The organism is Tardiphaga sp. OK245, assembly GCF_900108575.1.
GTDB classification, from domain to species: Bacteria; Pseudomonadota; Alphaproteobacteria; order Rhizobiales; family Xanthobacteraceae; genus Tardiphaga; species Tardiphaga robiniae.
Map to the genome: position 1 here is coordinate 644,462 of NZ_FNWZ01000004.1, position 17,281 is coordinate 661,742.

Annotated in this window: 16 protein-coding genes; 4 read left to right on the plus strand and 12 right to left on the minus strand. The window is 62.5% G+C overall.

What is annotated here, in order from left to right; translation table 11 throughout:
* Positions 1-12 precede the first annotated feature (12 nt).
* The 3 genes from BLW80_RS30465 to BLW80_RS21690 form a co-directional block, all read right to left on the minus strand.
* Positions 13-186: a hypothetical protein gene (locus BLW80_RS30465; RefSeq protein ID WP_165826769.1), complete on the minus strand. Its 174-nt coding sequence runs from the start codon at positions 184-186 to the stop codon at positions 13-15.
* A 28-nt stretch (positions 187-214) separates the two neighbouring features.
* Positions 215-3,187 (minus strand): pyruvate, phosphate dikinase, encoded by a 2,973-nt coding sequence (gene ppdK, locus BLW80_RS21685; RefSeq protein WP_170849757.1) that lies wholly within the window; start codon positions 3,185-3,187, stop codon positions 215-217.
* 118 nt (positions 3,188-3,305) lie between these two features.
* Complete coding sequence (locus tag BLW80_RS21690) at positions 3,306-3,464, minus strand: DUF3096 domain-containing protein (protein WP_089262456.1); 159 nt, start codon at positions 3,462-3,464, stop codon at positions 3,306-3,308.
* Positions 3,465-3,711: 247 nt separating this feature from the next.
* On the opposite strand from BLW80_RS21690, the gene BLW80_RS21695 reads away from it, so the two are divergent.
* Positions 3,712-4,077, plus strand: a complete 366-nt coding sequence (locus BLW80_RS21695; RefSeq protein WP_093760047.1) for a DUF1236 domain-containing protein — start codon at positions 3,712-3,714, stop codon at positions 4,075-4,077.
* A gap of 266 nt (positions 4,078-4,343) precedes the next feature.
* Here BLW80_RS21695 and BLW80_RS21700 read toward each other — a convergent pair whose 3' ends face one another.
* From BLW80_RS21700 to BLW80_RS21730, 7 genes are all read right to left on the minus strand, one after another.
* Complete coding sequence (locus BLW80_RS21700) at positions 4,344-5,444, minus strand: hypothetical protein (RefSeq protein ID WP_093759574.1); 1,101 nt, start codon at positions 5,442-5,444, stop codon at positions 4,344-4,346.
* A 268-nt stretch (positions 5,445-5,712) separates the two neighbouring features.
* On the minus strand, positions 5,713-7,911 hold the full coding sequence (gene glyS / locus BLW80_RS21705) for a glycine--tRNA ligase subunit beta (protein ID WP_093759575.1): 2,199 nt from the start codon (positions 7,909-7,911) through the stop codon (positions 5,713-5,715).
* Positions 7,911-8,843 (minus strand): glycine--tRNA ligase subunit alpha, encoded by a 933-nt coding sequence (locus BLW80_RS21710; protein ID WP_093759576.1) that lies wholly within the window; start codon positions 8,841-8,843, stop codon positions 7,911-7,913. The genes glyS and BLW80_RS21710 overlap by 1 nt, the downstream gene beginning before the upstream one ends.
* Before the next feature lie 407 nt (positions 8,844-9,250).
* Positions 9,251-9,442 carry a hypothetical protein gene (locus BLW80_RS21715; RefSeq protein ID WP_089262464.1) on the minus strand — a complete coding sequence of 64 codons (192 nt, stop codon included), beginning with the start codon at positions 9,440-9,442 and terminating at the stop codon, positions 9,251-9,253.
* Between the two features lie 108 nt (positions 9,443-9,550).
* Entirely contained in the window at positions 9,551-10,435 is an 885-nt protein-coding gene (locus BLW80_RS21720) for a S49 family peptidase (protein ID WP_093759577.1), read from the minus strand.
* Positions 10,436-10,667: 232 nt separating this feature from the next.
* Positions 10,668-11,444: a tRNA1(Val) (adenine(37)-N6)-methyltransferase gene (locus BLW80_RS21725; protein WP_093760049.1), complete on the minus strand. Its 777-nt coding sequence runs from the start codon at positions 11,442-11,444 to the stop codon at positions 10,668-10,670.
* 4 nt (positions 11,445-11,448) lie between these two features.
* Complete coding sequence (locus BLW80_RS21730; protein WP_068733164.1) at positions 11,449-11,676, minus strand: putative signal transducing protein; 228 nt, start codon at positions 11,674-11,676, stop codon at positions 11,449-11,451.
* Positions 11,677-11,912: 236 nt separating this feature from the next.
* Here BLW80_RS21730 and BLW80_RS21735 point away from each other — a divergent pair, with 236 nt between their 5' ends.
* On the plus strand, positions 11,913-12,923 hold the full coding sequence (locus BLW80_RS21735) for a polyprenyl synthetase family protein (protein ID WP_068733162.1): 1,011 nt from the start codon (positions 11,913-11,915) through the stop codon (positions 12,921-12,923).
* Positions 12,924-12,942: 19 nt separating this feature from the next.
* Here the strand turns inward: BLW80_RS21735 and BLW80_RS21740 are convergent, their stop codons facing one another.
* A complete protein-coding gene (locus BLW80_RS21740; RefSeq protein ID WP_093759578.1) occupies positions 12,943-13,833 on the minus strand; it encodes an AraC family transcriptional regulator in 891 nt (296 codons plus the stop codon).
* A 133-nt stretch (positions 13,834-13,966) separates the two neighbouring features.
* Here BLW80_RS21740 and BLW80_RS21745 point away from each other — a divergent pair, with 133 nt between their 5' ends.
* Entirely contained in the window at positions 13,967-14,722 is a 756-nt protein-coding gene (locus BLW80_RS21745; RefSeq protein ID WP_093760051.1) for an SDR family oxidoreductase, read from the plus strand.
* A gap of 69 nt (positions 14,723-14,791) precedes the next feature.
* Here BLW80_RS21745 and BLW80_RS21750 read toward each other — a convergent pair whose 3' ends face one another.
* Entirely contained in the window at positions 14,792-15,637 is an 846-nt protein-coding gene (locus BLW80_RS21750) for an alpha/beta hydrolase (protein ID WP_093759579.1), read from the minus strand.
* 147 nt (positions 15,638-15,784) lie between these two features.
* Between BLW80_RS21750 and BLW80_RS21755 the strand changes: the two genes are divergently transcribed.
* A complete protein-coding gene (locus BLW80_RS21755; RefSeq protein ID WP_093759580.1) occupies positions 15,785-17,209 on the plus strand; it encodes an amidase in 1,425 nt (474 codons plus the stop codon).
* Positions 17,210-17,281 lie beyond the last annotated feature (72 nt).

A 17,281-nucleotide genomic window follows, 5' to 3' on the forward strand; every position in this document is an offset into this window, starting at 1 on the left:
CGCAGCGCAAAATCATTCGAAAGCCTTGGTAAACCGCGGCTCCACAAAAGTAGTAAACATCGCGTTGACAAAGATGATGAAGAGAAATTCGCGGATGCGTGAAAATGTTTGCGAGTTCCATTCCGACGCACGAACAAACACGGCATGAGGCACGCAATAAAAATGGCCGGGGAACTCCCCGGCCATTTTTCAGATCATGAAATCAGCGAAGCACTTACGCTTGGCTGGAAATTTCCTTGCCGAGCGCAGCCTGTGCGGCAGCGAGACGCGCGATCGGCACGCGATAGGGCGAGCACGACACGTAGTCGAGGCCGATCTCATGGCAGAAGGCTACCGATGCCGGATCGCCGCCGTGCTCGCCGCAGATACCAACCTTGATATCGGGGCGAGTCTTGCGGCCACGCGCGACACCGATCTTCACCAGTTCGCCGACGCCGCTGCGGTCGACCGTGATGAACGGATCGACGGGCAGAATGCCCTTGGCGATATAAGTACCGAGGAAGCTTGCGGCGTCGTCACGGCTGATGCCGAAGGTCGTCTGCGTGAGATCGTTGGTACCGAATGAGAAGAACTCGGCGGTCTCGGCAATCTCGCCGGCCAGCAGACAGGCACGCGGCAGTTCGATCATGGTACCGACCGAATAGTTCAGCTTGCCGCCGGTCTCCTTCATCACCGACACCGCAGTGGCATCGATGCGCGCCTTGATGAGATCGAACTCCATCTTGGTGACGATCAGCGGCACCATGACTTCGAGGCCGACCTGTTCGCCAGTGCGCTTGCCCGCTTCGATCGCGGCTTCGAACAGCGCGCGCGCCTGCATCTCGGCGATTTCCGGATAGGCGATCGCGATGCGTACGCCGCGGAAGCCGAGCATCGGATTGAACTCGGCGAGATCACGCGCACGGTCCGCAAGCTTGCGCGGATCGGTGCCCATGACACGCGCCACTTCCTCGACTTCGCCCTGGGTGTGCGGCAGGAATTCGTGCAGCGGCGGATCGAGCAGACGGATCGTGACGGGCAGGCCCTTCATGATCTCGAACAGTTCGACGAAGTCGGCGCGCTGCATCGGCAGCAGCTTGGCGAGCGCGGCGCGGCGGGCCTGCTCGTCTTCGGCGAGGATCATCTCACGCACGGTGCGGATGCGGGTCTCTTCGAAGAACATGTGCTCGGTGCGGCACAGGCCGATGCCTTCAGCGCCGTACTTGATGGCGGTGCGGGCATCTTCCGGCGTGTCGCCATTGACGCGGACCTTGAGCTTGCGGACCTTGTCGGCCCAGCCCATCAGCGTTGCGAATTCGCCCGACAATTCCGGCTCGATCATCGGCATGCGGCCGGACAGCACATGGCCAACCGAACCGTCGATGGTGATGACGTCGCCCGCCTTGAACACGCGGCCACCGATGCTCATGGTGCCGCGGCCGTAGTCGACGCGGACGGTGCCACAGCCGGAGACGCAGGGCTTGCCCATGCCGCGCGCGACCACCGCCGCATGCGAGGTCATGCCGCCGCGGGTGGTAAGAATGCCTTCGGCAGCGTGCATGCCGTGAATGTCTTCCGGCGAGGTTTCGACGCGAACAAGAATAACCTTCTTGCCGTCGGCCTGCAGCTTGGCGGCTTCGTCCGACGAGAACACGATCTCGCCCGATGCGGCGCCCGGCGATGCCGGAAGGCCGGTGGCGATGACGTCGCGATTGGCTGATGGATCGATGGTCGGATGCAGGAGCTGATCCAGCGACGCCGGATCGATGCGCGATACCGCATCCTTCTGCGAGATCACGCCTTCATTGGCGAGTTCGACCGCGATGCGGATCGACGCCTTGGCAGTACGCTTGCCGTTGCGGGTCTGCAGCATCCAGAGCCGGCCCTGCTCGACCGTGAACTCCATGTCCTGCATGTCGCGGTAGTGCTTCTCGAGCTGGGTGTAGATGCGCGTCAATTCCTTGAACGCCTCCGGCATCGCCGCTTCCATCGACGCCTTGTCCGAACCGCTCTCGATCCGTGCGTCTTCGGTGATGTCCTGCGGCGTGCGGATGCCCGCCACCACGTCTTCACCCTGCGCGTTGATCAGGAATTCGCCATACAGCTTACTCTCGCCGGTCGACGGGTTGCGCGTGAACGCAACGCCGGTGGCCGAGGTCTCGCCCATATTGCCGAACACCATGGCCTGCACGCTGACGGCGGTGCCCCACGACTCCGGGATATCGTGCAGGCGGCGATAGGTCACCGCGCGGGTATTCATCCAGGATGAGAACACGGCGCCGACGGCGCCCCAGAGCTGCTCATGCGGATCCTGCGGGAAGTCCTTCCCCGTTTCGCGCGCGACGGCTTCCTTGTACTGGCCGACAAGCTTGACCCAGTCGTCACCATCGAGATCGGTGTCGAGCGTGTAGCCCTTGTTGTCCTTGTAGGTGTCGAGAATGTCCTCGAAGTGATGATGCTCGAAGCCGAGCACCACGTCGGAATACATGGTGATGAAGCGGCGATAGCTGTCATAGGCGAAACGCTTGTCGCCCGACAGTTCGGCCAGCGCTTCCACCGTGGTGTCGTTGAGACCGAGATTGAGGACCGTATCCATCATGCCCGGCATCGAGGCGCGGGCGCCGGAGCGCACCGAAACCAGCAGCGGGTTTTTCTCGTCGCCGAAGCCCTTGCCGGTGATCTTGCCGACAGCCTCGAGCGCCTTCTCCACCTGCGACTGCAATTCCTTCGGATAGGATTTGCCGTTCGCGTAGAAATAGGTGCAGACCGAGGTCGGAATGGTGAAGCCGGGAGGCACCGGCAGGCCCAGATTGGCCATTTCGGCGAGGTTCGCGCCCTTGCCGCCGAGCAGGTCGCGCAGGCCAGCCTTGCCCTCGGCCTTGCCGCCGCCGAACGAATAAACCCACTTGCCGGCCTTGATGACGTCAGTCACCGGCTTGCTGGTGGCCTTCTTGACGGCCTTGGTCGCCGAAGTCTTGGCTGTAGAAGATTTGGCTACAACCGCCTTCTTGGATGCGGGAGCCTTTGCAACAGGCTTCGGAGCAACCTTTGCTTTCACAGCCGTTTTGGCCTTCGCCGCGGATTTTGCTGCAGGTTTTGCAGCTGACTTCTTAAGCGCCTTGCGGGCCACCGAAGCTACTTTGGGCGCAGCCTTGGACAACTTTGACTTCGCAGGGGCTTTCTTGGACTTCGAGGCGGTTTTGGCCATGGTTCTCAATCAATCCGCGAGAGGAAACGACAGGGAAATGTGCCGCGTTACACCACGTTTCAGGGACGTGGCGCAAGCAGCCCGGAGGTACCGCTGTAGGTAACGGCCGTGTCGAAATTTAGCCGATCTTCAACATCCTGAAGACGCCGAGTCCGGCCAGTCCGACGAAGATCAGATAGATCGCCACCACCAGATTGAGAAACCGCGGCATGATCAAAATCAGAACGCCAGCGATAAGCGCGACAATCGGCTGGATGTGAGCTGCCGTGATGACCATGAAGTGTCTCCGTGAGGGAATCGATTCGGGTGCGATGCGCCGCGGGGATTTAGCAGCATAAAGACGCCCTGCCCATCAATGGGTTCCCGCATACCTGCCTGCAGTGCATCAAAAACCAGCAATTGCGCGTGGAAAATTCCGGAACGATCGCTGGCGGCATGCATTGGCCGACGGTGAATAAACCAAACCAGGCTGGATGGCACAGACCGGCGCGGCAAGCCGGACATCGTTCACGAAGGAGACGATCATGCGAAACAAACTTATTGCAGCAGCGGCCCTTTTCGGCGCCCTCGGCGCACCGCTGGCCGTGCAGGCTCAGGGCGTCACCGTCGGTGTATCCGGGGGCGATCGCGTCATCGTCGACAACAACGATCCCGATGGCATCACTGTGCAGGAGCGTCCGGCATTCCGTGAGTATGTGGTGCGCGAACGCGTGCCTACCTTCACCGTGCCCGATCGCATCGTCGTCGGCACCACGCTCCCTGAAGCCGGCGTGACCTATTACGACGTGCCGCAGACGGTCGCGACGACGCCGTATCGCTACACGGTGGTGAATGGTCAGACAGTGCTGGTGGAGCCGCGCTCGCGCCGCATCGTGCAGGTCGTCGACTAGCACGTCACGTTGAAAGAAGATTCGTTCGGGCGCCGCGAATGGCGACCGGGCGAAGAAGCCCCGCCCCGGTCATCCCCCACCGGGCGGGGCTTTTTTTGTTTGCGCATGACGCCACAAGCTCCGCCTCATGGTGAGGAGCGCGACTTCGCGCGTCTCGAACCATGAATGGGTGAGCGCCGGCGTTTGCAGCCATCCTTCGAGACGCGGCGAAGATGCCGCTCCTCAGGATGAGGACGGAGTGTTGCAGCACCTTCCTGTATCGACGCTTATCCGCTCTTCAGCAGCGACAGAATGTGGTTGGTCGACTTGTAGCTCGCCACGGCGTTGTCGCGGAAACTCGGCGTCCAGTTGGATGCGGTCCGCTCCTCATCGCTCATCGCCGAATAGGTATTGAGAATGCCGAGGCTGAACTGGCTGGGATCGCCGCTCTTCTGGCTTGCCTGCAACGCCTCGAGAATACTGGTGCGATTGCGTGAATCGAGCACCTGTTTGGCGGCAAAGCTCTCTTCCTTCGAGAACAGACCATCCTGATTGAGCGAGATCGCCGAGAGCGAACGATTGTCGACGGCGGAGAAATCCGCGAGCTGGCCGGTCTTGCGGCGGCTGTCATAAACGAGTTCGCCCTTGCCCGCTTCGAGCGCCGCCTTGGCCTGCGCATCCAGCGCCGCACGCACGCTCTTCGCAACGGTGGCGATGTCCTGCACGGGCGTCGTTGTATCGGGCTGCGCGAGATAGGCTGCGACCGGATCGTTGGCGATGCCTGAAGGCGCCTTGGTCGGTGTCTGCTCGGTCGCCTGAATGCCCTTCAGCACGGCCTCGCGCTGCGCGGACCAGGCCGCCGAGGCTTTCTCCTCGCTGCCCGCGGCATCGAGATAATCCAGCGCCGCCTTGTAGATGCCGCTGAAATCGCCGGTGAGCTTGGCCGTACCCGCGGCAGGCGCCAGCGCTGCGTTGAAACGATTGCCCAGTTCGGCTTGGGCGACCTTCTGCTCGTCGGCGGTGAAGGTGCCGCCATTGTTGGTGGCCATGGCGTAGAGCGAACGGCGATCCAGCGTCGAGAGATCGATGGTCAGCTTGCCGTTGGCATCCAGCGGCCCCGTCGCTTTCGCGGCCACATATTGGGCCGCCAGCTTCGCCCTGAGATCCGTGACGACGGTCGCGATATCCTTGTCGGAGCCGGAGCTCGCAAGCTTCGCCCGCGCCGCATCCGACAGCGTCAGATTGGTCGCCGCGTCCGACGAAGACGACGATGCGCTCTCATTGCTGTTGAGCGCATTGGCCAGCGACGGCTGGGCGGTGGCGGCGGCTCGCGCATAGGCCGAGCCGTAATTGGCATAGGGATTGAGGCCGGTATTGACCGAGGTCATGGGCGATCCTTGGGCAGTCCTGCCCGCGCTGGGAAGCGACGGTTAAGAAACCGTTACGGAACCGGACCATTTCAAGGGATGGTTAATGAAGGGTAAATGTTTCGGGAGATTGCTGGAAATATCGCGTCAGCCGACGACTGCCGCGCCCTCGGTTCCATCTCCGTCATGCCCGGCCTCGTGCCGGGTATCCACGCCTCGGCGACAGAGAAAGACGTGGATGGCCGGGTCAAGCCCGGCCATGACGTGGGGAGAGGCCCGTGTGTAAGCCTTAGTCTTGGATCTTCGAGAAATCCGCCACCGCACGCGTCGCCGCGCGGATCTCGTTCAGCAGCTTCAGACGATTTTCGCGGACCGCCGCGTCGTCGTCATTGACCTTCACTCTGTCGAAGAACGCATCCACCGCCGGCCGCAGCTTGGCCATGGCGGTCATCGCGCCGGCGAAGTCTTCCTTGGCAACAGCCGCGCTCGCTTCCGGACCGACCTCGGCAATCGCCCTGGCCAATGCCTTTTCTTCATCGAGCTTGAACAACGCAGCATCCGGCGCGCCGTCGAACTTGCGCTTGTCCTTCTTCTCCTCGATCGCGAGAATGTTGTTGGCACGCTTGGTGCCGGCCAACAGGTTCTTGCCGTCGTCGCTGTCGAGGAATTTACCGAGCGCCTCGACGCGGCGGACCACCATCAACAGGTCGTCCTGGCCGCCGAGCGCAAACACCGCATCGACGAGATCGTGACGCGCGCCTTGATCGCGAAGCTGGACTTTCAAGCGGTCGGCGAAGAAGGCGAGGAGGTCCGGAACAATCCGCCCGGCCACTGCACTAGTTTCCTCAAGCGATTTATGCCCGCCAAACACACGAGGGCTTAAGCCAACAGGCGTCACCGAACTCGCACGATCTACAATGATTGATCCACGTTCCATGGGGTCTTCGAAACCATCAATCGCAACTTTGAGAATGTTCGACAATTGGATTGGCAGTCCATTATCAAGCGTTAATCGTATGACGCCCAATGCTGCACGCCGGAGCGCGAACGGATCTTTTGACCCAGTTGGCTTTTCATTGATAACCCAAAACCCCACCAGAGTATCAAGCTTGTCAGCCAGCGCCACAGCGACACTGACGAGATCAGTCGGCACACGATCGGTCGGACCTTGCGGCTTGTAGTGATCCTCACTCGCGGCAGCGACGGCGGCGTCCTCGCCTTGCGCCAGCGCGTAGTACTTGCCCAGCAGGCCCTGCAGCTCGGGGAATTCACCGACCACTTCGGTGAGCAGATCGGTCTTTGCCAGCTTGGCTGCGCGCGCAGTCTTCGCAGCATCGGCGCCGACCAGCGGCGCGATCTCGCCAGCCAGCCTTTCGATACGTGCGATGCGCGCGGCCTGCGTGCCAAGCTTCTCGTGAAACACGATCTGATCGAATTTCGACAGCCGGTCTTCCAGCTTCGTCTTCAGATCCGTCTCGTAAAAGAACTTCGCATCCGACAGACGCGCACGGATGACGCGCTCGTTGCCGGCGATGATCGCGGTGCCGCCGTCACTCGCTTCGATATTGGCTGTTATCACGAACTTGTTGGTCAGCTTCTGGGTCTTAGGATCACGGACCACGAAGCACTTCTGATTGGCGCGGATGGTGGCGCGGATCACCTCGTCCGGGATCGACAAGAAGTCCTTGTCGAACGAGCCCATCAGCACCACAGGCCATTCGACCAGACCCGACACTTCGTCGAGCAGCGCGGGATCTTCGACCAGCTCAAAGCCCTGCGCGAATGTGAGCTGCCGCGCATCGGCGAGGATGATTTCCTTGCGGCGCTCGGGATCGAGCACGACCTTGGCGGCCTGCAGCTTCGCCACATAGTCGTCGAAGCGGCGCACCTGGATCGCATCAGGCGCGAGGAAGCGATGACCGTAGGTGGTCTGACCGACACTCACGCCGCTCAGGTCGAACTGCACTACTTCCGGTTCTTCGGTCTCGATTCCGAAGGTCGCGACGATGGAATGCAGCGGACGCACCCAGGTCAGCGCGCTGGATTTCGCGGAAGCCGCGCCCCAGCGCATCTGCTTCGGCCACGGAAAGGTGCGGATGATAATGGGGAGGATCTCGGCCAGCACGTCGACCGTCGGCTTGCCCGGCTTCTCGGTGAGCGCGATGTAGAAATCGCCCTTCGGGTCGCGCTGGATTTTTGCCTCATCCAACGACGCAAGACCGGTGGCTTTCAGAAAGCCCTGGATCGCGGCTTCGGCGCCGCCGACACGCGGTCCCTTGCGTTCCTGCTTGAGGTCCGACTGCCGTGCGGGAATGCCATGCACCGTGAGCGTCAGACGACGCGGCGTGGCGAAGGCCTTGGCGCCTTCATAAACGAGACCTTCGGCAACCAGACGATCGGTGACCATGCGACGCAGATCTTCCGCCGCCTTGGCCTGCATGCGGGCGGGGATTTCTTCAGAGAACAGTTCGAGGAGAAGATCAGGCATCAGGCAGCACTTCCGGCTTCGGTATGCACCCACGCTTCGCCGCAGGTCTTGGCGAGTTCGCGGACGCGCATGATGTAGCTCTGGCGCTCGGTGACCGAGATCACGCCGCGCGCATCGAGCAGATTGAAGACATGGCTGGCCTTGATGCACTGGTCATAGGCCGGCAGCGCCATCAGATGTTCTTCGCGCTTGTCGCTCTTCCAGCCGGCGTCGAGATACTTTTTGCAGGCGGCTTCGGCCATCTTGAACTGCTCGAACAGCATCGCGGTGTCGGCATGTTCGAAATTGTGCCGCGAATATTCCTGCTCCGCCTGCAGGAAGACGTCGCCATAGGTCACCTTGTCGGCGCCGTCGCGGCCGTTGAAGTTGAGATCGTAAACGCGGTCGACGCCCTGCACATACATTGCGAGGCGTTCGAGACCGTAAGTGAGCTCGCCGGCGACCGGCGCGCATTCGACGCCCGCGACCTGCTGGAAGTAGGTGAACTGGCTGACTTCCATGCCGTCGCACCAGCATTCCCAGCCGAGGCCCCAGGCGCCCAAAGTCGGGCTTTCCCAATCGTCCTCGACGAAGCGCACGTCATGCAGCGCGGTGTCGATGCCGATGGCTTTCAGCGACTGCAGATAGAGATCCTGCAGATTCGCCGGCGACGGCTTCATGATCACCTGGAACTGGTAATAATGCTGCAGCCGGTTCGGGTTCTCACCGTAACGGCCATCCTTCGGCCGGCGCGACGGCTGCACATAGGCGGCCTTCCAGGGCTTCGGCCCCAGCGCCCGCAAGGTCGTCGCGGGATGGAAGGTGCCGGCGCCCATTTCCATGTCGTAGGGCTGCAGGATCACGCAGCCCTGCTCGGCCCAAAACCGCTGCAGAGCGAGAATGAAGCCCTGGAACGAACGTTCCGGGCGCATGTGCGGAGACAGGGAGTCCATGGTGGTTTCTGGGCCGTTTTTCCGGGGATTCGCCAAGGGGATCAAGGCGGATCAAAGCGCGCGGACCGTATCGGCGCGGCCTTGCGGAATCAAGGCAATGCGGCCCGATTTGGCGGTAACCGACGGGTAACCGCGCCGGCACATCACCTGATCAGCAGGGTTAGTCGTTAAGTCCCGCGCACTATCCTGAATGGCATCGGTGGGAACGAACCCGGTCATCGGGACTTACCCCAGCGAAAGGCTCGAACGATCCAAGTCGCGCGGGCCGAAGACCTCCAAGTCTTAAGTTGTCCAAATCTCCAGGGCCGAGGGACCTCCAAGCCTGAAAGCCCAACTTTGTCGCCGGTCTCGAGGACGTGCCCCGTCCTCAGGCCGGCGCAAATGTTTTGGGGCCCGGTTTGCGGCGGCTAGCCCGGCCGATAGGCGCCGGTGACGGGATCGCGGCGCAGGGTCGGGACTTCCGTGGTCCCGCTGCGTTCAGCCACCCGCGCCTGGCGGGCTTCTTCCAACTCATGATTGATCCGCTTGGCGGTTCTGTAGGCCCAGCGGACAACGGCTGCGCTCCCAAGCGCGCCTGCAAGTGCGACCAGCGGCGGCATCTGTCGATTCCTGTCGTTCATCTCAAGCCCCCTGCGGATAGTCTCGCGCAAGTGCCGGATTCCTGCAATTGGCTTTTAAGCCACCAAATGCCGCGCAATACCGTCCTGCTAAAAGCCGTATTTGGACCACAGCGCGCGCGTCTCCAGCGCCGAGATCAGTTGATCCGGCAGTCCCGACAGGCCGTCGAGCGATAGCTGCGAGCCCGCGCCGGATTTGCGACCGAGCAGACCTGACAACATGCCGGATGGCTGCGCGATCACTGGCATCTGCACCTTGTCGCCATAGCGCGCGCGCAGCACCGAGCGCAGATCGCCAATGGCATCGCTGAGGCCCAGCGCGATGGATTTTTCACCGGCCCAGTATTCTCCGGAGAACAGCACATCCTCGGCGCCCTTCAGCCGGGCACCGCGGCTCTCCTTCACGAGATTGATGAAGATCGCGTGGATTTCGCGCTGAAGCGATTTCAGCCGCGCCACATCATCGGCATCTTCCGGCAGGAACGGATCGAGCATCGCCTTGTGCTCACCCGCGGTATAGAGACGCCGCTCGACACCGATCTTCTTGATCAGTTCCTGAAAACCGAAGGTGCCACCGACCACGCCGATCGAGCCGACGATCGACGACGGATCGACAAAAATTTCATCGCCCGCGCAGGCGATCATGTAACCGCCGGATGCAGCGACGTCCTCGACGAACACGAACACCGGTAGTTTCTTCTCCGCCGCGAGCTGGCGGATGCGCAGATAGATCTGCCGCGACTGCACCGGCGAGCCGCCCGGTGAATTGATCACCAGCGCAACAGCCTTGGCATTCTTCGTCGCAAATGCCTTGTCCAGCAGCCTCGCGACGCCCGCGAGCGACAATCCCGGCCGCAGCGGCGTGACGGCGCCGATCGTGCCGGACAGACGCACCACCGGAACGACTGCAGAGGCGCGACGGAAACGCGCAGGCAGCAGCCTTGTGATCGCCGCTTTTAAATTGGATTCGCTCATTCAAATTTCCTCGACATTAACCAACTTTTATCACGCTGCTGTCATTGAACCGAGAGACGCTTTCAGCGTTTGAAAACCATAACAGGCCTTGACGCCGCAGCGGGAGAAGACATGAAAATCTATCTGCTCATGCTGATCATCGGCACACTTCTGACGGCGATTCATTTCACGTCCGCGCCGCAGAAACGCTCCGAAACAGCTCCTCAATAAACCGACACGACTGCGGCATCGCCTAGAGCGATGTCGGAAGCGATGACCAAGGCAGAACCGCCTGCCCGGCCAGCACGCGCTGGATATGGAGATCAGGCGCGCCATTCGCATCCCGCAGAAAGATGCCCGGCTCAATTGCCGCAGGCGCACGGCCACCCTTTACAGCACGCACCAACACCCTGATCGCCGGCGCCTCCGCATCGCCATGCACCGGCATGATGGCGACGCTGCCGAAGCCGCGACCCAGCGCCGCCAGCACATCGGCCAATCCGTCCGCCCGCCAGATCAATGTCAGCACGCCGCCGGATTTCAGCAGCCGCCGCGCCGCGTGAATCCATGTCTGCAACGTGTCTTCCGTCGCGACATGGGCGATCTCGCGCGACTTGTTCGGCGAGGCGCGATGGCGCGCGGGATCGTTGAAGGGCGGATTCATCAGCACCGCGTCGGCGCTGTCTTGCGGTAGGCCTGCGGCAGCGAAAACATCGGCACTCGCGGCGATATCGAGCGTCACGACATCCGCCGCAATACCGTTTGCCGCAGCGTTTTCTCTCGCCAGTTCAGCCAGTTGCGGGTCGATCTCAACCAGTGTCAGGGATAGGCCGGGCACCCGCTTGGCGAGTGCCAGACCGGCCGTCCCCACGCCCGATCCGAAATCGACGACCTTGTGACCGGCTTGCGCTGACGTTGCGGCCGCCAGCAGGATCGCGTCATGGCCGGCGCGATGGCCGGACTTCGGCTGCCGCAGCCGCAATTGGCCACCCAGGAAGCCGTCCTCCGTGGTCACGATCGCGTCAGCCATCACATCAATCCTGCGGCCGCAGCTCGTGGGCCAGTCCGGCATCCGTCAGCACGCGGCGCGCCTGCAGATCATCGTCTTCATGCACCAGGATCCGGCGCGGAATGATGCCCAGCGATCCTTCGATCACGCTCATATTCTGGTCCAGCACCAGATGGTGGATATTCGCGCCGTCGAGCAGCGCGCCCACCGCCGAGACCAGCACCACATCGTTCGTCCGCATGATTTCGCGCAATTGGAGGTCGCTCCCTGCCAGTAACCGGGTGTGTATCTATGGGGAAGTCAAGGTTCCGATGCCCTTGCCGCGCCGCTGCGCAGTTTCTATTGTGCGGCCCGATATCGGTCGACGGCAATTCAGCAGATGGGGACACCTGTTTTCAACGTGAATTCGCCCTATTTGAATATAAGCGCTGCCAGTGCCTGCCTTTTTCATGGCCCGACGAAGCGCCCTTGTAATTCGGAGAGCCCAGCGTGGCGGTGATTGTTCCCTTCGAGAGTCACGCAACAGCGTCGATCGACCAGTTGGTCAGCCTTGTCGCCTCTGACATGGAGCGCGTCAATGCGACGATCCTGTCGCGGACCGGCTCGGAAGTCACCATGATCCCCGAGGTCGCCAACCACCTGATCTCCTCGGGCGGCAAGCGGCTGCGCCCGATGCTGACGCTCGCGATGGCCAACCTCACCGGCTACACCGGCGACGGCCATATCAAGCTCGCGGCGTCCGTCGAATTCATGCACACCGCGACGCTGTTGCATGACGACGTGGTCGACCAGAGCGAACTGCGCCGTGGCAAGCTGTCCGCGCGCATGCTGTGGGGCAACGAGGCCAGCGTACTTGTTGGCGACTTCCTGCTCGGCCAGGCCTTCCGCATGATGGTTGAAGTCGGCTCGCTGCGCGCGCTCGATATTCTATCCTCGGCTGCCGCCACCATTGCGGAGGGCGAAGTGATGCAGCTCGCCGCCGCCAAGAACACCGCCACCACCGAAGACGAATATCTCGCGGTCATCCGCGGCAAGACGGCCGAACTGTTTGCCGCCGCCTGCGAAGTCGGCCCGGTGATCGCCAACCGCCCGAAGGCCGAACAGACCGCGTGCCGTTCGGTCGGCATGAATCTCGGCATCGCCTTCCAGCTCATCGACGACGTGCTCGACTACGGCGGCAAGGCCGCCAAGCTCGGCAAGAATGTCGGCGACGATTTCCGCGAGGGCAAGATCACCCTGCCCGTGGTGCTCGCCTTCCGCCGTGGCAACGATGCCGAACGTGAATTCTGGATCAAGGCGCTGGAGCGCGGCGAGATCGGCGAAGGCGACCTCGATCACGCCATCGGCCTGATGACCAAGCACCGCGCACTGGAAGACACGATCAACCGCGCCCAGCATTACGGCGCCATGGCCGTCGACGCGCTGGCGCTGTTTCCGTCGTCACCGATGAAGACTGCACTGGAGCAGGTCGTCGCTTTCTGTTTGGCGCGTACGCACTAGAAAATCGTGACGCTCCCGATCACCCGACGGCGCGTGCTTTATCCCGCGCCGATTCGATGTCGCGAACCGGCGGTGCACCGAACATGCGACCATATTCCCGGGTGAATTGCGGCACGCTCTCATAACCGACGGCGAAGGCCGCGCTGCTCGCGGCCGCGCCTTCCCACAACATCAGCCGCCGCGCCTCGATCAGGCGCAACCGCTTCTGAAACTGCAGCGGCGTGAGTGACGTCACGCTGCGAAAATGCTGGTGGAATGACGACGGGCTCATGCCCGCAACATCCGCAAGACGCTCGACCAGCACCGGCCGCGCGAACTCGGTGCGCAACACCGCGACCGCGCGCGCGACACGTTGTGCGTGACTATCCGGCCAGCCAAGCCGTCGGATCGCCGGCCCGTGGCGACCAGCCAGCAGCCAGTAATGCATCTCCCGCACCAGCTGAGCGCGCAGCACCGGCAATGACGCCGGACGATCGAGCAAGCGCATCAGCCGCAACGCCGCGTCCGCAACTTCGGCATCGGTGGGCTCGACCCGGACACGCGCGAGATCGGCGCTTGGCTCCGCTTTCATCTCGACAACCAGTTCGGCGATCACGGCCAGATCAAGTTCGAACACCAGCGAGAGATAGGGCGCGGCAATGCTCGCCCGTGTGATTTGACTGACGATCGGAACATCGGCCGTGATGATCAGCGAATCCCCGGCGGCGAAGACAAAACTCTCCGTGCCCATGGTGACATGCTTGGTGCCCTGCACGACGAGGCAGATCAGCGGCTGGAAGATCGCGTGGATAATGTCGCTGGGTGTGGTTGCGCGCACGGCAGCAAGGCCGAGGATCGGCGTGGTCGCGATGCCGGCACTATCAGCATGGGTCTCTGTGTAACGGCGGACGGCATTGAGAAGCGTGGTCATGACGCTCAGCCTACATCATCGTAAATGCGCCAGCACATGATTTTGGAGGATTAGGCAAGGAACGTCGAGCTTCGGGCAACCAAGCCCGGTTCGCCGGGGCGATATCGGGATGGTCACACCACAGGAGCTGACCATGACCAAGATTACCCTCGTTACCGGCGCCAGCCGCGGGCTCGGCCGCAACACCGCTCTCAATATCGCCCGTCACGGCGGCGATGTCGTCCTCGCCTATCAAAGCCGCAGCGAAGACGCACAGGCTGTCGTCTCCGAAATCCAGCGCATGGGCCGCAAGGCGGTGGCGCTTCAGCTCGACACCGGGAAGGTGGCGGGCTTCGCGGATTTCGCCGAGCGTCTGCGGACAGCTCTGCGCGATACATGGTCCCGCGAGACATTCGATCATCTCGTGAACAATGCCGGGCATGGCGATTATGCGCTAATCGCCAATACCACCGAAGCGCAGTTCGACGGGCTGGTGAATGTCCATTTCAAGGGCGTGTTCTTCCTGACGCAGACACTGCTGCCACTGATCGCGGACGGCGGCCGCATCGTGAACCTGTCGTCCGGGCTGACCCGCATGTGCCTCCCCGGCTATGCTGCTTATGCCGCGATGAAGGGCGCCGTCGAGGTGATGACCATGTATATGGCGAAGGAACTGGGCAGCCGCCGGATCACCGTGAACACGGTCGCGCCCGGCGCAATCGAAACCGATTTCGGCGGCGGTGCCGTGCGTGACAATCCAGACATCAACAAGACGATCGCCGGCATGACCGCCCTTGGCCGCGTCGGCCTGCCCGACGATATCGGACCGATGATCGCGAGCCTGCTGTCGGAGGACAATCGCTGGGTGAACGCGCAGCGGATCGAGGTGTCGGGCGGACAGGGACTGTAGACAAAACAATCCCGGCGCTGACGAGCGGCGCCGGGATACGTCTCACATATTCAAATTGCTGGTCTGATTCTAAATCCGCGCGACCAATTCCTTGATCAGCGTCGTGATCCGCCCCGTCGGCGATTCCAGCTCTTTCATGATCGAGAAGTGATCAGCGCCCGGGATCTCCTCATAGCTCACCGGCAAACCGTACTTTGCCCGGTGCACGGCAAGGTCCGCCGTCTGCTGGCGCAGGATCGGCAATTCGCCGCCGCCAACCACCAGCGCGAGCGGCTTGTTCGGGCCGCCATCCTGCAGCAACGGCGACTGGCGCTTCGACATCGCCTCGTCGAGCTTGAGCTTCTCGTTGAGATAGGACGCGCGGATCGGTTCGAGATCGTAGATGCCGGAAATGGCGACGCCGCCCTTCACCTTCGGATGCGACAGCGTGGTCGAGGTGAGATGACCGCCGGCGGACCAGCCCGACACCACGATGCGGTTCGGATCGCCGCCGAGCGAGGGCAGCTTCTCCGCCAGCGCATCGACGCCGGCATGCATCTCGGCCACGATCTCCTCCAGCGTCGCGTCCGGCGCCAGTGTATAGCCGATCGCAGCGACGTTGATGCCGTGGGCGATGGGACCAGCAGCGAAGCAGGTGAAAAAATCCTTCGAGCGCATCTGCCAGTAGCCGCCATGGATCAGCAGCAGTGTCGGCCCGCCGTCGGCAGCCTTGATGAAATCGAACCTGTTGCGCTCGCGTGGACCGTAGGCGACGTCGAGATGCGCAGGGTACTTCGCCTTCATCGCGTCAGAGCGCTGGCCCCATCCGGCGGCGATGTCGGCGCTGCCCGCAACGGCAGTCGAGTTGTTCAGACCGGCATCGAGCTGCTCGCGTGACATCGCGCGCCAGTTGGAATCGCCGAAAGGCTTACTCATGGTTGCATCCCTGCATTGTGTGAGGCGACTTGGGTTAAGGAGATTTGGCCTACGAGTCCCATTTATCCAGAAAATGGTCTACACGGCTACGTCGGGATCGACATCCCAAGCATACGAATTGCTCTGCATCCGAAATTGGAGACGTGCGTGGCCTCTCAGCAAGATCTCATCAAAGCAACGGCCTGCGCCGTGGTCGATCAACTCAATGCCGGAACGGTAACGCCGCTCGACCTGCTGGACGCGCTGGAAGCCCGCATCAAGGACGTCGATGGCCAGGTCAACGCGCTGCCGATCCTGTGTTTCGATCGCGCCCGCGATCACGCGAAGGAATTGATGAAGAAGCCGCTCGGCGAACGCGGCATCCTTGCCGGCCTGCCGGTGCCGATCAAGGATCTCACCGCCGTCGCCGGCGTCCGCACCACACAGGGATCGCCGATCTACAAGGACGTTGTGCCGACCAAGTCCAACGTGCTGGTCGAACGCCTCGAAGAAAACGGCGGCGTGATCTATGCGAAATCCAACACGCCTGAATTCGGCGCGGGCGCCAATACGTTCAACGAAGTGTTCGGCGCGACGCTGAATCCGTGGGACCTGTCGAAGTCGGCCGCCGGCTCGTCCGGCGGCGCCGCGGCAGCACTTGCCAGCGGCACGGCGTGGATTGCCCATGGCTCCGACATGGGCGGTTCGCTGCGCAACCCCGCCAGCTTCTGTGGCATCGTTGGCCTGCGTCCGAGCGTCGGCCGCGTTGCGTCCACGCCCGCCGTGGCGCTCGCCCGGATGGTGAGCGTGCAGGGCCCGATGGCCCGCACCGTGGAAGACCTCGCGCTGATGCTCGACGCCATGAGCGGCGAACATCCTGCCGATCTGATCTCGCTGCCGAAACTGCCGACCTCATTCCGCTCCGCCGTGCGCGCCGGTACCAAGCCGAAGCGGATCGCCTATTCGCCGGATCTCGGCATCACCCCGGTCGACCCCGAAGTGGTCGCCATCACCCGCAAGGCAGCGATGGCATTCGCCGACGCCGGCGTGATCGTCGAGGAAGCGCATCCCGACCTGCGCGAAGCCCACGAATGCTTCCATGTGCTGCGCGCCTATGACTTCGCGATCTCGAAGCTCCAGCTGCTCCGCGACAAGCGCGATCAGCTGAAGCCGGAAGTGATCTGGAACATCGAGCAGGGCCTGAAGCTCACGGTCGATGACCTGGCGAAGGCGGAAGCGCAGCGTGTCACGCTGGCGGCACGTGCCTACGAGTTCTTCCAGACATACGACCTGCTGCTGTGCCCGGCGACCATCACGCCGCCGTTCCCGATCGAGCAGCGCTATCTCGCCGAATGCAACGGCACCAAATTCGATAACTACGTGCAGTGGCTGGGCATCGTCTATGCGATCACGCTGACCTGCTGCCCGGCGCTGTCGATGCCCTGCGGCTTCACCTCAAAGGGTCTGCCGGTCGGATTGCAGGTCGTCGGCCCGCCGCGCGGCGAAGCCTCACTGCTCGCCGGCGCACGCGTGCTGGAGGACATTCTGGGCCTGCGCGACTCCACGCCGATCGATCCGCGCCCGGCGAAGTAACGAAACTCCGCCCTCATACTCGCTCGTCCTGGCTGGCCCTGTGCCGGCCAGGACGACGCCTTTGGGCAGAGC